General features: G+C 41.7%; 15 protein-coding genes. 4 read left to right on the top strand and 11 right to left on the bottom strand.

The window, feature by feature from the left end; all coding sequences use genetic code 11:
• From L1267_RS18455 to L1267_RS18470, 4 genes are all read left to right on the top strand, one after another.
• The coding region (locus L1267_RS18455; RefSeq protein WP_235383729.1) for an ATP-binding protein at positions 1-245 on the top strand (245 nt) is incomplete at its 5' end.
• A gap of 36 nt (positions 246-281) precedes the next feature.
• Complete coding sequence (locus L1267_RS18460) at positions 282-1010, top strand: response regulator (RefSeq protein WP_135922982.1); 729 nt, start codon at positions 282-284, stop codon at positions 1008-1010.
• Between the two features lie 209 nt (positions 1011-1219).
• Complete coding sequence (gene fusA / locus L1267_RS18465) at positions 1220-3307, top strand: elongation factor G (RefSeq protein ID WP_135922981.1); 2088 nt, start codon at positions 1220-1222, stop codon at positions 3305-3307.
• Positions 3308-3705: 398 nt separating this feature from the next.
• Positions 3706-4104, top strand: coding sequence for a hypothetical protein (locus tag L1267_RS18470; protein ID WP_135922980.1), 399 nt, complete (start codon positions 3706-3708; stop codon positions 4102-4104).
• 70 nt (positions 4105-4174) lie between these two features.
• On the opposite strand, the gene L1267_RS18475 is transcribed toward L1267_RS18470, so the two are convergent.
• The 11 genes from L1267_RS18475 to ubiE form a co-directional block, all read right to left on the bottom strand.
• Complete coding sequence (locus L1267_RS18475) at positions 4175-6937, bottom strand: ExeM/NucH family extracellular endonuclease (RefSeq protein ID WP_235383730.1); 2763 nt, start codon at positions 6935-6937, stop codon at positions 4175-4177.
• A 125-nt stretch (positions 6938-7062) separates the two neighbouring features.
• On the bottom strand, positions 7063-8079 hold the full coding sequence (gene hemB / locus L1267_RS18480) for a porphobilinogen synthase (protein WP_235383731.1): 1017 nt from the start codon (positions 8077-8079) through the stop codon (positions 7063-7065).
• Between the two features lie 13 nt (positions 8080-8092).
• Positions 8093-9949, bottom strand: coding sequence for a sensor domain-containing diguanylate cyclase (locus tag L1267_RS18485; protein ID WP_235383732.1), 1857 nt, complete (start codon positions 9947-9949; stop codon positions 8093-8095).
• 1 nt (position 9950) lies between these two features.
• Positions 9951-10733, bottom strand: a complete 783-nt coding sequence (locus tag L1267_RS18490) for a TatD family hydrolase (protein WP_235383733.1) — start codon at positions 10731-10733, stop codon at positions 9951-9953.
• Positions 10733-11287, bottom strand: a complete 555-nt coding sequence (locus L1267_RS18495) for a hypothetical protein (RefSeq protein WP_135922975.1) — start codon at positions 11285-11287, stop codon at positions 10733-10735. Before L1267_RS18495 ends, L1267_RS18490 begins: the two co-directional genes overlap by 1 nt.
• A 1-nt stretch (position 11288) precedes the next feature.
• Positions 11289-12029, bottom strand: coding sequence for a twin-arginine translocase subunit TatC (tatC, locus tag L1267_RS18500; RefSeq protein ID WP_235383734.1), 741 nt, complete (start codon positions 12027-12029; stop codon positions 11289-11291).
• A 50-nt stretch (positions 12030-12079) separates the two neighbouring features.
• Positions 12080-12412: a Sec-independent protein translocase protein TatB gene (gene tatB, locus L1267_RS18505; RefSeq protein WP_135922973.1), complete on the bottom strand. Its 333-nt coding sequence runs from the start codon at positions 12410-12412 to the stop codon at positions 12080-12082.
• Between the two features lie 5 nt (positions 12413-12417).
• Positions 12418-12657: a twin-arginine translocase TatA/TatE family subunit gene (tatA, locus tag L1267_RS18510; protein ID WP_135922972.1), complete on the bottom strand. Its 240-nt coding sequence runs from the start codon at positions 12655-12657 to the stop codon at positions 12418-12420.
• Between the two features lie 77 nt (positions 12658-12734).
• On the bottom strand, positions 12735-14336 hold the full coding sequence (ubiB, locus tag L1267_RS18515) for a ubiquinone biosynthesis regulatory protein kinase UbiB (protein WP_235383735.1): 1602 nt from the start codon (positions 14334-14336) through the stop codon (positions 12735-12737).
• A 17-nt stretch (positions 14337-14353) separates the two neighbouring features.
• A complete protein-coding gene (locus L1267_RS18520) occupies positions 14354-14959 on the bottom strand; it encodes a ubiquinone biosynthesis accessory factor UbiJ (RefSeq protein ID WP_135922970.1) in 606 nt (201 codons plus the stop codon).
• An 18-nt stretch (positions 14960-14977) separates the two neighbouring features.
• A complete protein-coding gene (ubiE, locus tag L1267_RS18525) occupies positions 14978-15733 on the bottom strand; it encodes a bifunctional demethylmenaquinone methyltransferase/2-methoxy-6-polyprenyl-1,4-benzoquinol methylase UbiE (RefSeq protein ID WP_135922969.1) in 756 nt (251 codons plus the stop codon).
• Positions 15734-15811 lie beyond the last annotated feature (78 nt).

Below are 15811 nucleotides of genomic sequence, written 5' to 3' on the forward strand. Positions count from 1 at the left end.
CTAAGGTTCGTGTTACGGTTGACGAAACCAGTAAAACATTATTGTTTGATGTTGAAGACAGTGGCTTTGGTTTAGGCGATGACAAGGATGTGGTATTTACACCACAATACAGCTCTAAGTCAGGGGCTGAACATGGTATTGGCCTTTATTTGGTTAAAACCAACTTAGATTCGTGTCGTGGTAGTTTAGAAATAGGTGAGTCTGATCTCATGGGTGCACGTTTAAGTGTCTACATTCCAAAATAATAAAAACGATCAGCCTATAAATAAAAGGTAAAGAACATGACTTACTCGGTTGTCATTGTTGAAGACGAAGTAGAAGTTGCCCAGTTATTGGCGCAATACTTATTACTTCCTCATGGCGTTGCTGGCCAACAAGGGGCACGGCAAACACTGCGTCAGGGGCAATATCAGGTTGTGGGTATTGCAGGCAATCTTGCCACAGCGAAAGCACTGTTATCGGCAATTAATGCTGATTTAATTTTGCTAGATATTCATTTACCTGATGGCAATGGTCTTGATTTACTCAATGAACTACGCCGCGAAGAAATGAAAAGCGAAGTAATGCTGTTAACTGCAGCAAAAGAAGTAGAAACTCTTGAAAAGGCTATGCAGCTTGGTGCCTGTGATTTCTTGGTTAAACCATTAATGCTAAATCGCTTAGATCAAGCGCTGGCAAGATTTGAAGCGAGACAACAATGTTTGTTGGGTGCTGATGAAGTTACCCAGTCAATGGTTGATACTTTATTTGGATCGCAAGAACAATTAAAAGCGCCAGTTAGGTTACCAAAAGGGGTGGATCAGCTCACTTTGCAAAAGATCTTAAAGGCTTTTAAAGCGAATATTGGCACGGCTTTTACTGCTCAGCAAATGGGTGATTTAGTGGGGGTTAGTCGCTCAACAGCCCGCCGTTATCTGGAATATCTGCTTGAGGCTGAGCAAGTCAGTGCTGATCAAAGCTACGGAAGTATTGGCCGACCCGAGCGCTGTTACAAAATGACAAACAGCTAATTGCATCATTTATCGGGTAAATTACCGTTCAATTAACGATTTTAGTCATATAAATTCATTAATCGGCACGATAAAAAGTGCCGCTTATCCTGAGCATAGAAAAATTTTATAAAATTGATTGCATTTTAAGCGACTTCGATGGTGATGTTCGCTTTAAGTAATGCTATACTCCCGCCGAATAATTTTTCGACTTTATTAAGAGTAAAATAATGGCAGATTTATCGAAGTACAGAAATATTGGTATTTTCGCCCACGTTGACGCGGGTAAAACTACCACCACTGAGCGTATCCTTAAGCTTACGGGTAAAATTCATAAGACTGGTGAGGTACACGACGGTGAGTCTACGACTGACTTCATGGAACAAGAAGCTGAGCGCGGTATTACAATCCAATCAGCAGCTGTAACTTGTGAGTGGAAAGGCCACCGCTTAAACGTTATCGATACTCCGGGACACGTTGACTTCACAGTAGAAGTATACCGTTCACTTAAAGTATTAGACGGTGGTATCGGTGTATTCTGTGGTTCTGGTGGTGTTGAGCCACAGTCAGAAACTAACTGGCGTTATGCGAACGAATCAGAAGTTGCACGTGTAATCTTCGTAAACAAACTAGACCGTATGGGTGCTGACTTCTACCGTGTAGTTGGTCAAGTTGAAAAAGTACTTGGTGCTAACCCACTAGTTATGACTTTACCAATTGGTATCGAAGACCAATTCTGTGGTGTTGTAGACGTACTTGAGAAAAAAGCATACGTTTGGGACGAGACAGGTCTTCCTGAAAACTACGAAGTACAAGACGTTCCAGCTGACATGGTAGACAAAGTTGAAGAGTACCATGAGATGTTAGTTGAGTCTGCTGTTGAGCAAGACGACGACCTAATGGAAGCGTACATGGAAGGTGAAATGCCTTCACTAGAGCAAATCAAAGCGTGTATCCGTAAAGGTACTCGTGACCTTGCTTTCTTCCCAACTTTCTGTGGTTCTGCATTCAAAAACAAAGGTATGCAATTAGTACTAGACGCGGTTGTAGATTACCTACCTGCGCCTACAGAAGTTGATCCACAGCCTCTAACTGATCCTGAAACAGGTGAGCCTACTGGTGAAGTTGCAACTGTTGATGCAGATGCGCCACTTAAAGCGTTAGCGTTCAAGATCATGGACGACCGTTTCGGTGCACTTACGTTCATCCGTATCTACGCTGGTCGTATGAAAAAAGGTGATACAGTACTTAACTCTGCAACTGGTAAAACAGAGCGTATCGGCCGTATGGTTGAGATGCAAGCTGACGAGCGTACTGAGCTTACTGAAGCACAAGCGGGTGACATCATCGCTGTTGTTGGTATGAAGAACGTTCAAACTGGTCACACTCTATGTGATCCTAAGCACGAATGTACTCTTGAAGCGATGATCTTCCCTGATCCAGTTATCTCAATCGCTGTTGCTCCTAAAGACAAAGGCGGTAACGAGAAGATGGGTATCGCGATCGGTAAGATGGTTGCAGAAGATCCTTCATTCCAAGTTGAAACTGACGAAGATTCAGGCGAAACCATCCTTAAAGGTATGGGTGAGCTTCACTTAGATATCAAAGTAGATATCCTTAAGCGTACTTACGGCGTAGACCTAATCGTTGGTCAACCTCAGGTTGCTTACCGTGAAACTATCACGAAAGAAATCGAAGATAGCTACACGCACAAGAAACAATCTGGTGGTTCTGGTCAATTCGGTAAGATCGATTACCGCATCAAGCCAGGTGAGCCTAACTCAGGTTTCACATTCACGTCTTCAGTTGTTGGTGGTAACGTTCCTAAGGAATTCTGGCCTGCAGTTGAGAAAGGCTTCGCATCAATGATGCAAGAAGGTGTTCTAGCTGGCTTCCCAGTGTTAGACGTTGAAGTTGAACTTTTCGACGGTGCTTTCCACGCAGTTGACTCATCAGCAATCGCGTTCGAAATCGCTGCTAAAGGCGCTTTCCGTCAGTCTATCCCTAAAGCGGGCGCACAACTTCTTGAGCCAATCATGAAAGTTGACGTGTTCACTCCAGAAGACAACGTGGGTGACGTAATCGGTGACCTTAACCGTCGTCGTGGTATGATCAAAGACCAAGAAGCAGGCGCAATGGGCGTTCGCATCAAGGGTGAAGTACCACTTTCAGAAATGTTCGGTTACATCGGTCACTTACGTACTATCACGTCTGGTCGTGGTCAGTTCTCTATGGAGTTCTCACACTACGCACCATGTCCACAGAACGTAGCTGAAACTGTAATCGCTGCAGAAAAAGAGAAAAAAGCTGCTAAGTAATTAGCCTTTTAACTTCTTTAAAAAAAACCCGCACTTGTTGCGGGTTTTTTATTTCCTCAAAATCGATCACTTAATTAAGTGTATTGGTATTAACCTTTTATTCAGTCCTTCTTGATTATTGTATCCACCACAATTCATCCTTTAGTTATTATTTTTGTTTTTCGTTGATTCTAAAGTGTGGGTTGGTGTTTTTTAATATTATTTTCATACAAAATTAATGTTGAGATAAAAGACAGTACTTTTAGGGAGTTGCACTCTAAAAGTAGAAAGACGCAGGCTAAGTCGTTTTTATTCGCTTGTGTACCTATTTTGACCTGTGTAGAATTGCAAAACCAACCTGTTTTTTAGTTATTTTGTATTAATTTCACCTTTTAACTATCAATTAAAGATTTATACTCATGAAAACGATTAAGTTAGGTCCGAATTGGATTTTACAAGGAAGCACGATCGCACTGGCTATACTTATTGCATTGATAAGCAGTTTTTTTGATGCTTCGTTATTAATTTTTATATTACCTGTGTTGCTTTTTTTTCCGGTATTGAGCTTGTTAGGGATGCGTTTTTTGTATTGTTACAATGCGGGAATATGCTATTCACTGGGCATAGGCAAGCGTTATATCAATGCTGAAGACATCAAGGGTGTAGAGTTTAAATCAACGACCTTTATGACAATATTTAAGGTTTTTCTTGAGAATGGTAAAACATATAGCTTTTTTAATTGGCAAATCGATGAGCAGCAACAGAGCGCAATAACAGCTCTCTACCAACCAGATGAGCAACGTAAAGAAGCAATTTAAGCATCCTGTTACTCCATTAAAAAATTAAAAAGGCCGCAAAAGCGGCCTTTTTAGTTATTGATTTTGCAGTCTATTTTTTCATACGACGGCGTAATACAAATGGTAAAGAAAGTAAGCTTAACCAAGCAAATGAACCTGAATCATTATCTTTCGGCTGTTCTTCAACTTCCTCAGGAGTATCATCTGCTTCATCGTTAGTGATATTGATGTTAAGTTGCTGCTCTTGTGACAAGTTACCCGCGCTATCTTCAGCACGAACCATGAGTGTTAATGTATCTTGTTGTTCGTAATCAAGTACTTTAGCTACGGTGATTTCACCTGTTGCGCTGATTGCGATTGCATCAGCATGCTCACCAGTAATATTAAAGCTTACAACAGGTGTGTAATCAGCATCACCATCAGAGAATACAAGTTGTCCAATAACAGTACCTACCTCGCTATTTTCAACAATATTAAACGTTTGGTTTGCCTCGATTACAGGCGCCTGCTCTGCAGGAATAGGCTCTGCAGATTTAATATCAACAATCACAGGATCATGGTCTGATGCACGGTATGCGTTATCAGCATAAAGACCAGCTTGCTGTGTTGAAGACTTAAATTCAAGGTTATAGTCTAGGCTGATTGGTTCGTCCGCATTAATGTGCCAATCTGTCGCCGCAACGACTTTGCCAAGTAATGACTCAGATACTAGTGCGTGGTCAAGGCTACCAATTCTGCCAGAGAAGCTATAAGAGTAACCTAAGGTGTCGCCGTCTAATTCAGCAACTGCACTCTTAAGGCCTTTATCTGCAAATGCACGGATTGGATCTTCCATTGCATAAGCGTTCATATCACCTACTAAGATGATGTCTTCATCTTCAATGTCAGTTGGGTAAGTCGCTAACCAATCGGCATACGCATTAGCACCTGCAACACGGATTTCATTCCAACATGCTTGGCCATCACCTAAGTCAGCATTGTTGCCCTCAGCGCTGCCACAGCCACCTTTAGATTTTAAGTGTGCAACTGCAACCGTGAAGATTTCTTCGCTTTCAAGCGATTGGAAGCTTTGTGCAATTGGCGGGCGATTGCTGTAATCGAAAGGTGCTACTGTGGTATGAGCAGCCTTACCAACTTCAGTTACTTTATTCGAGCGATAAATCAGTGCTGTTGTGATTGCATCAGTACCAATTTGATCAACTTCAAAGTCCACAAAAGCGTAACTATTTTCTGTATCTTCATCATTGAGTGCTGCAACGAGGGTGGCGATAGCACTGTTTTCACCGAAACCATCGTTTTCTATTTCCATTAAACCGATTACATCCGCCTGAATAGCAGTGATTGCGCTAACGATTTTCGCTTGCTGACGAATAAACTCTTCTTCGCTGTCTGCTCCGCGGCTTGTTGGGAAGCCACCGCCTTGACCGTCGCCATTAAAGTAGTTTAATACGTTAAAGCTAGCTACTCGTAAATCAGCACCTTCTGCAAGCTCTGGTGCATCTGTACGCGGGTTTGATGCAATAAACTCAGGTTGTACTGTCGGGTGAATACGGTAACGGTCGAAGCTGTAGCCCATCACACCGGTAATAGTATTAACAGTGTCACCTAAACGTAATGTGTTATAGGCATCAAGACCAGTGCCAGGATAGGCAATTGGGTCAAGATTTTGTTTTGTTGAACCATCATCAAGTAAGATTTGTTTTTTCAGGTTTTCAGCTTCAACAGCATTGGCTGCATCGCCTGGCAGCGCAACTTGAGTACCTTGGTATAAACGTTCAGTACCTAAGTCAACTTCACCATAGCGACCAAGACCGTAGTTGTTATTAACCACGAGAGGTTGCGCTATGGTAACTAACATACCTTCGTAAGCTTCAAGGTCTGCAACGTCGGCAACTGGCAGAGTGATAGCGGTTGCATCGGTAGATAAACCTGTCGCACAGATCTCTACTTGGCTAACATCGCCTAGCTGTGTTGCGCTGAAGTATTCAGCCACGCTACCTTTAACACGTACGTGGTCACCAACAGCAACGTCGGTATCTGCGAAATAAACGAATACACCTTCAGAAGTAAGTGGGTTTGTATCAACATCAGCAGCCAGTGAGCTAATGAAGAAACCTTTTAGTTGCTCATCACCTTGGAAGTCAGCTGTAACAACACCTTCAACTTCGACCTCAGTGTTAATTAGTGGGCTATCACCCCCTTCACCTTGAATTGCGCTAATTAGCGTTTTTGTTGCGCCACACTCAAGTGGTGTTACTGGATCGGGTTCAGGTGTTGGCTCTGTGCTATTACCGTATAAACCAATATTGCTGAAATCGTCTTGGTCGAATTGTTGCCACTCATCGCTTGGATTGAATGCTGATGTTGCATCAGTACGACCCGTGGTCACGCTTGCTTTACGGCGTAGAGTTTTATTTTGTGTAGAAACGCCGCCTTCATTCCATGCTGAACCTGGATCAACACCTAGTTGGCCAAAGCTATCAACAATTGCGCCGTCTTTAGTAAGAACTAATGCATCATCACCGTTGAAATAAGTGATTGTTGATTCGGTATTGCCTTTTGCTTTTAATTCATCTGCAGAGCTTGGGTTTACAATAACGTAAGTCGCATTTGCGGCAAGTGTACCAGTTAAATCTAAGGTGTTATTAGGAGCACTAAGATCGCCATTACCATTTGAGTATAAAGAAATGGTGTAACCATCAAGCGATAGTTCTGCACCTGAGGTGTTGTATAGTTCTACCGCTTTATTGTTAGAACTTCCTTCAACGTATTCAGAGATGATTAGGTTAGCTGAAGCCGGCGCGCTCAGGCTTGCAATTACAAGCGCGAGCGGCGTCAATTTAGTCTTTATCATTATTTTTCCCGTGTATGTAAGTTAATAGTCCCAAAATGGGACACATACTTTAAGGAAAATCTATGACAAATTAAATACAAATTGTTAATAAAACGGTAATAGTTGTACCGTTTTATATATCTAACTTAGCGTTGGTTGTTTTTCAACCATTGGGCTGCTTGTTTAGCAAAGTAAGTAAGAATGCCATCGGCGCCAGCACGTTTAAATGCTAATAACGACTCCATGATTATTGCTTCTTCTGCAAGCCAGCCGTTATCAATAGCCGCTTTATGCATGGCATATTCACCGCTCACTTGATAAGCAAATGTTGGTACGCCAAACTCGTCTTTCACACGACGTACAACATCTAAATATGGCATGCCAGGTTTAACCATAACCATATCTGCACCCTCTTGTAGATCTAACGCTACTTCACGCAAGGCTTCATCTGAATTTGCTGGATCCATTTGATAGGTTTTTTTGTCGGCACCTTTTAAATTACCTGCTGAGCCTACCGCATCACGGAATGGTCCATAATAGCTTGAAGCGTATTTAGCAGAGTAAGCCATAATGCGAGTATGGATATGGCCTTCGGCTTCTAATGCTTCACGAATTGCACCGATGCGACCATCCATCATGTCTGAAGGTGCAACTACATCAGCGCCTGCTTCAGCATGTGACAATGCTTGCTTAACTAAAATTTCAGTTGTTACATCATTAATCACATAACCATTTTCATCAATGATGCCATCCTGACCATGCACGGTGAAAGGGTCAAGCGCAACATCAGTGATCACACCAAGTTCAGGAAATGCTTCTTTTAATGCACGTACTGTTCGCTGCGCTAATGCATCTGGGTTATAGGCTTCTTCAGCCAGCAACGATTTTTTATCGCTCGGTGTTACTGGGAAAATCGCCACTGCTGGCACACCTAATTCAACGAGTTCTTTTGCTTCTTCAAGTAGTAAATCAATAGAAAGACGGTCAATGCCTGGCATAGACTCAATGGCTTCGCGGCGGTTTTTACCTTCTAACACAAATACAGGAAAAATAAGGTCATTAACGGTTAGTTGGTTTTCAGCCATTAGGCGACGAGAGAAGTCATCACGACGCATGCGGCGCATACGTGTATAAGGGAAAAGGTCGAGTCCTGATTGGGCCATTCGTTGTGTACTCCTAGTCTGGTAGAGGATAACTCACTACCCGATTACGCCCTGTTTGCTTGGCATGATATAAGGCTTTATCGGCATAGTCAGTAAATAAACTTGGCTGATTGATGTCATCAGCTATTGCACTGTAAACACCTGCGCTTAAAGTAAATTTGAGCGTTGTTCCGGCCACTATTATATCAGCATTCTCAGCCGAATTGCGTATTTGTTCAGCAATTTCTATGGCTCCATCGAGTGGAGTATTGGGTAAAAGTACTACAAATTCTTCACCGCCATAACGAGCAACTTCATCAAGTGGCCGTTTTAAATGTGCTTTGATGATATTGGCAGCTGCTTGAATTGTTTGATCACCGGTTAAATGGCCATAAGTATCATTAATTGCTTTAAAATGATCGATATCGAACATAATAATGGCCAATGGCGTTTGTTCTCGGCGAGAGCGACGAACATCCATTAGTAGTTTCTTATCAAAGTAACGGCGGTTTTTGGTTTTGGTCAGCGCATCTTCCATATTGAGCTGTTCAAGTTCGCGGTTTTTCTCCTCAAGCTCGCGCAGAGTGACTTGTAGCTCGAAAGTACGTTCTTCAATATTGGCTTCTAGGTTTTGTCGCGCTTGTTCTTGAAGCTCTAAGCGTTCTTGCATCAGGATATCTTGTGCTTTACTTTGCGCCAAAGCTGTCTGTTGTGCGGCTACTTCTGCATCTCGTTGCATTATAAAAAGCTTTATAACAGCATAGCTCAAACTCAAGCTGCAAATTAAAAAGAAAATGAAGATCAGAGATTGCTCATTGATATATAAATTGAATGGATTAAATACAGCAAATGCACTGTAAATAATGGCAGAACAAAATGCTAATAGCCCAATAATAAAGGCAATACATGGCTGTTTATAGTCGCGATTAAACTGCTTAATTGCTATCGCTGTGAAGGCAAATAGCAGAATAGGTAAGCTTAATAAGCATAGCGAAATTGCAACATAAACAGGTAAAAGCCATAACACGAAAGTGGTGGCAACAACACTCCATGCAAACCAATTTTGCACGCGGCTTAAGCGAGTCTTTTCTGCTCTAAAAATGTAACGTTGTAAGGGGACAAACAGTGCACAGCAAATAAAAAACAAGCTTGGAATTGTTAATTGCTGAAATGATGCCCCACTAGGTTGCAGGTAACGATAGCCAAAGCCATAAAGGTAGGCGAGTGATAGCCATAACAACATCAGCAAAAAGCCAGTATAGGCAAAATAGCTGCGCCTTGAAAAACCATAAAGCACTAAATTAGTGATTGCTAAAGAGAGAATAAAACCCACCAGTAAACCATAAAGTAAATTGAATTTACTCTTATGTTTTAGGTACTCAGAGGGTTCCCACAGACTTAAAGGCACTCTTAGGCCGCCGTTATTTTTAACTCTTAAATAAACAACTGAATGACTTGCTTTAGGAAGCGTCAAAGACACGAGGAGTGATTCATTCTTAATTTGTCGATTTTCTAAAGGAAGTGCATCACCAATTCGCGTGCTGAATTTGACATGATCACCTTGCAGGTGAAATACACTCACTTCGTCTAGTAACGGGTTATCAATAGATAAAATCAGCGGCAAGTCATGTAACGATGTATTTTCAATTGGCAGCTTTAGCCACAAAGGACTTAAGTTCATACCTAGGTTGAGCGTTTTGCCATGGTTAGTTTGCCAAGACACGTTATGATTCGTTAATGCTTGTTGCTTTGTAATGGGATCAAGCGTGTACTCAACATTTAGCGAATGAAGAGACTTAAAGTGTGGGCCAACGGTAATCGAGTTAGCCAGCAAGTAGGGAGTAAAAAAAACAACGAAGAGTAAGCCACATAGTGACCATAGGCGCTTCATCTTAACCCTTAGTGGTAAATAATTGCTGAAAGTTTAGTGTAGTGTGTTTTGCGACATCAGTAAATTCACAGCCTTTTAAATCAGCAATTTGCTGACATATATAAGGAAGGTTCTGAGGCTCATTACGGCGCGACTTAGGCTTTGGTCTGATATTTCGAGGTATTAAGAAAGGGGAGTCTGTTTCTATCAGTAATCGTTCGAGAGGAATAGCAGGAATGAGTGCCTGTAATTGCTCGCCTCTTCGTTCATCACAGACCCAACCCGTAACACCAATATAAAGCCCCAACGCTAGGTAATTCTGTAATGCAGTTTTATCACCTGTAAAGCAGTGTAGTACGCCTCGGACCTTATGTTCGTTCAAGATTGCAAGCATATCTTCACTGGCATCTCGCTCATGCAGGTATACCGGCATATCTAGCTGCTCAGCCAGTTGAAGTTGTCGCCTAAATACATTGCGTTGAATATCTCGAGGAGAGAAATCACGATTATAATCAAGGCCGCACTCACCTATAGCCACAACTTCATTATGTTGACTAAGGGAAATTAACTGCTCTTCCAGCCGATCATCTGCGGTTTTTGCATCGTGGGGGTGAACTCCTGCTGTGCTAAGCTGCGAAAATTGCTTAGCAAGACTCAGAGAAGCTTGGCTGCTTTGTAAATCGCAGCCAATCAATAGCATTTGTGTTACACCGGCATCGCTTGCACGTTGTAACACTTCTTGGTGACGGTCATCAAACTGATGATTGCTAAGGTTGACACCTGCATCAACCAGTTGAATGTTCATTAATCTGTTCGTTTAACGCGAATCGAGCGGTTTTGACCTTCAATCCTTAATAAGAATGAATTGAAGACACCACGCTCAATAATTACAGTTTCATTAACTTTCAGTTTTATTTTATCAGAGCCGATTTGACGCCATTGTTGACCATTTTCAAGTTCGATGATTAGCTCGCCATAAGGCGCTGTTTTTACGCTTTTAACGATGGCGTTAATTTGATCATCGTTTACTTTTGCAACTTCTTTATGCTCTAAACCAAAGTCTTCATTCTTTGTTTTTACAATTTGCTCGCTTTGTTTAGTTGCAACTGTTGCTGCGGCCTCAGTAGTCGCAGTGGTAGCTGCACTAGCTGCAGAGCTCATTTTAGGCTGCTCAATTTGTTGCTTTTTTACCGGCTTAGATAGCGACTTACCTGCCATTACATTGTCGTAACAAAGTAAACGGTTAAAGTCGTTTTCAACAAAAGTACAGGCTTGTAATGCCTGTAAGTTAACCTCGTTTGCTTGGGCAGTACCAGCAATTGTTAGAAGAGCGACGAAAGGGATGAGTTGTTTTTTCATTTTATTCCTCTGATTCCTGTTGAGGTTTGGCGGTATAAAATGCAGCCAAAATTAAGCCTAATTCAAATAGTAACAGCATAGGTAATGCTAGTAATGTTTGTGACAATACATCGGGTGGAGTTAAGAACATAGCAATCACAAATACACCTACCACGATATAAGGCCGTTTTTCTTTTAAACTTTTCGTTGTTGTTGCGCCACTCCAGCATAACAGCATGATGGCAACAGGTATTTCAAACGCAATACCAAAAGCAAAAAACAGTTTTAAAGCAAAACTTAAATAGCTACTAATATCAGGCGCTAATGTAATCATATCAGGGCCAGTACTCGTGAAAAACCCTAAAATAATCGGCAACACCACAAAGTAGCAAAATGCGATACCACTATAAAATAGCAAGATGCTAGAGGCCAAAATAGGCATGAGCATACGCTTTTCATGTTGATACAAGCCTGGTGCTATAAAACTCCAAACTTGATGCAGTATCATAGGAATAGCAGCAAATAACGCCACAAATAAAGTAAGTTTAAACGGTGCAATAAAGGGAGATGTAACATCCGTTGCGATCATGGTGGCAGTGCTAGGCAAATTTGCAATAAGTGGTGCTGCAATAAAATCATAAATATCGTTGGCAAAGTACACCAAGCTAATAAATATAATCAAAATGCTTAACAAAGCTTTCATGAGTCGATTTCGTAACTCAATTAAGTGGCCAACAAAGCCTGTGTGAGCTTGCTCGGTCATAGTTTACTATTCATCATCGTTGTTATTGACCACAAAAACAGAGTTTAAATTCACTTTTTTTCGTCATTATTATTAGTTTCTGCTTTTTCAGGCGTGTCTTTTTTGTAACTGTGGGTGACTGACTGAGCAGCCTTTTGAAGTTCGTTTACAGAGTCTTGCAGCTCTGGTGACAGTTCTTGCAAGTTTTGTTGCTCTGCTTTTTTTAAATTTTCGTGAAGCTCATGGATACGGAGTTCTTCGTTCACTTCAGCTTTCACTGAGTTGGCGACTGACTTTAACGTTTTTATCCAGCGGCTTACTGTACGAATTGCCACAGGCAAACGCTCAGGGCCTAATACAATTAGACCCACGATCAGTACGACAACAAGTTCCCACATCCCCATGTTGATTAAGCCTTATGGTCGTCTTTGCTTTTCTCTACGGTTTCTTTGCTTTGCGTGTTAGAAGCTTGTTCTATTTTCTCGCTTTTAGCGTTAGCTTGGTCATCATCAGACACCGCTTTTTTAAAGCCTTTTACTGCGCTACCTAAATCACCGCCGATGCCACGAAGTTTTTTTGTGCCAAATAACAACACGATGATTGCCAAAATAATGATTAATTGCCAAATACTGATACCACCAAAACCCATGGGTTACTCCGTTTTTATCAAATTTATTGAATAGACTTGTTTCGATTATACTCACCAAAACATAAATAGCACTTAGTTTATGCGCTACGCCATGCTGCAATAAAGCCTGCTACAGCAAGGCCTGCCGTAATTGCACTGGCGACTAGGTCATGCTGTAAATAACATAAGCCTGAAACAATCAAACAGCTACCAGCAAAGATACTTAGTAACAAAGGCTTGGCTGATTGCAGTGCTGGCAATTGTACAGGTTGTTGTTGACGTTTTAAGTTTTGATAAATTAAATCTGGTAATTCGGGCATTTTTTCTGCCCAAAATGGCAAATTCGCATACATTTTTTTCATTACAGCAAGCGGACCAACTTGTTCTTTGACCCAATCTTCTAGAAAAGGTTTAGCGGTTTTCCATAAATCAAGCTGCGGATACAGTTGTCTGCCAAGGCCTTCAACATACAACAGCGTCTTTTGTAGTAACACTAATTGTGGTTGAACCTGCATATTAAAGCGACGAGCCGTATTAAACAGGTTGACTAACACATGGCCAAAAGAAATTTCTGCCAGTGGTTTATTGAAAATTGGCTCACATACGGTACGAATCGCAAATTCAAACTCTTCAATGCTGGTATCGGCGGGTACCCAGCCAGAATCAACGTGCAGTTGCGCTACTTGGCGGTAATCACGATTGAAAAAGGCAATAAAGTTTTCTGCTAAATAACGCTTATCTTCGCGATTAAGGGTGCCTACAATACCGCAATCAATGCCGATGTATTTTGGGTTGTGTGGGTTTTCGCGAGACACGAAGATATTACCTGGGTGCATATCTGCATGGAAAAAACTGTCACGGAAAACTTGCGTAAAAAACACTTCGACACCGCGTTCAGCCAGCAGCTGCATATTGGTATTTTGTGCAAGCAGTGCGTCGGTATCTGACACCGGAATACCGTAAATACGCTCCATAACTAAAACGTTATTACGGCTAAAATCGCTGTAAACAAAAGGAATGTAGAGTGATTCTGAGTCTTCAAAGTTACGGCGTAGCTGAATCGCATTCGCCCCCTCGCGCATTAAGTCGAGCTCATCCAGCAAGGTTTTTTTGTATTCGTTTACGACCTCGATAGGGCGCAAACGTTTTGCTTCTTTTAATAATTTAGCAACTAAGCGTGCGACTTTTTGCATTAGCATTAAGTCGGCATCAATTTGCTCTTTAATATTTGGGCGAATGACCTTAATGACAACATCTTGAGGTGCGCCATGCTCATCAATTAAGGTTGCTGTGTGAACTTGTGCAATCGAAGCTGATGCCAGAGGTGTTTGCGAAAAGTCACTAAACAACTCACTGATATCATTGATACCCAGTGCTTTTTCGATAAGTTGCTGAGCAAGCTCACCTTCAAATGGTTCAACCTGATCTTGAAGTAATGCAAGCTCTAACGCGACATCATGAGGGAGTAAATCACGGCGTGTCGATAGCATTTGCCCAAACTTGATCCACACCGGGCCAAGTTCTTGCAAAGCAAGTCGAAGGCGCATACCAGCAGGTTTATCTTTATGCTGGTTACGTAACCAAAATAAGCTGCCACGGGCGAGTTTTGCAAACCAAGGCACTCTTTTTCGCGGAATTAATTCGTCTAAGCCATAGCTCAGTAGCGTTTTTGTGATGTAATAAAGACGAGCAGACGACACACAAGTTCCTTAGCGCATTAGCGTGACTGTAACAGCGCGTTAATTCGCATCTCTAATTGAGATACTTGGCTTTTTAATTGGCGATTTTGCTGTTTGAATTCAGCAAGTTCTAGTGGGTGAATCGTCACCGCTAGCTCATCTTGGCAAAGCGCTGTTAAGGTATTTTCTAGCTTACTTTTTGTTTGTAGCCCACGGCGTTTTAAGGCTTGTAAAGAGAGCCATAGTTGCTGCGCTGGGGCATCGCCAATATAACGAGAAAAGTGTTCAGGCCAGTCAATATTAAGCTCTGCAAACGCATTGCTAAAGCCTTGCGCAAGATTTAAATCGCCTTGTAAATCGAGTTTATCTTGGCGAATTAGCTGGGTAAGCATTGATGGATCTTTAAGGGCCAACAAGGTGTTGATATCGGCGCTGATCATGCAATCAAAACTGCGCTCTTGCGTACTGTATAAGTGAATTTGCTCGTCGCTGTAAACGCACAAAATGGACTGTTGCCAATCGCGTATTTCAATTAAAAGTTGCTTGTCAGCAATGCTGGCAAGCTTGTTTTTAACAGCGGGATCTAATTGCAACACATGATTAATAATGCGTTCTACAAGTGACAACAGAGCGTTAGCTAACATCACATTACCTGCTTAGGTTTAATATTTAAAACCACGGTGTAAAGCAACAATACCACCCGTTAGATTTTGATAAGTGGTTTGTTCAAAGCCGGCATCTTCCATCATAGCCTTTAACGTTTCTTGATCTGGGTGCATACGGATTGATTCAGCAAGATACTGATAAGACTCGCTGTCATTCGCTACCAGTTCACCCATTTTAGGTAAGATATTGAATGAGTAAAAGTCATACGCTTTGCTCAGCACTTCATGCTCAGGCTTAGAAAACTCAAGCACTAGCAAGCGACCGCCAGGCTTAAGGATGCGGTACATTGAACGTAATGCTTTATCTTTATCGGTGACATTACGTAGCCCAAATGCAATCGTGATTAAATCAAAGCTATTATCTGGAAATGGCAATGCTTCTGCATTCATTTGCACGTATTCAATATTGCCTACGCGACCTAAGTTGCGAAGTTTTTCGCGACCAACTTTGAGCATTGAAGAGTTAATATCGCCTAAGATAACTTGACCGGTTTCGCCAACTAACTGACTAAATTTAGCGGTTAAATCGCCAGTACCGCCTGCAAGGTCTAATACGTAGTGGCCTTTACGAACACCTGAACTTGCAATAGTTTGGCGTTTCCATAAACGATGAATACCGAATGACATTAAGTCATTCATAACGTCATATTTTGCTGCGACTGAGTGAAATACATCAGCAACCATCGATGCTTTGTCGTTTTCAGCAACGGTTTTATAGCCAAAATGCGTGGTCTTTTCTTGATTCTCGTTCATGATTAATCTCTATCGTGGCAATAAAGACTAGTGTACTTGATTGTAGCTATGGGGTGCAATTTGATTATAACTAAATCA

Source organism: Pseudoalteromonas sp. OFAV1 (assembly GCF_021532595.1).
In the GTDB taxonomy this organism is placed as follows: domain Bacteria; phylum Pseudomonadota; class Gammaproteobacteria; order Enterobacterales; family Alteromonadaceae; genus Pseudoalteromonas; species Pseudoalteromonas lipolytica_C.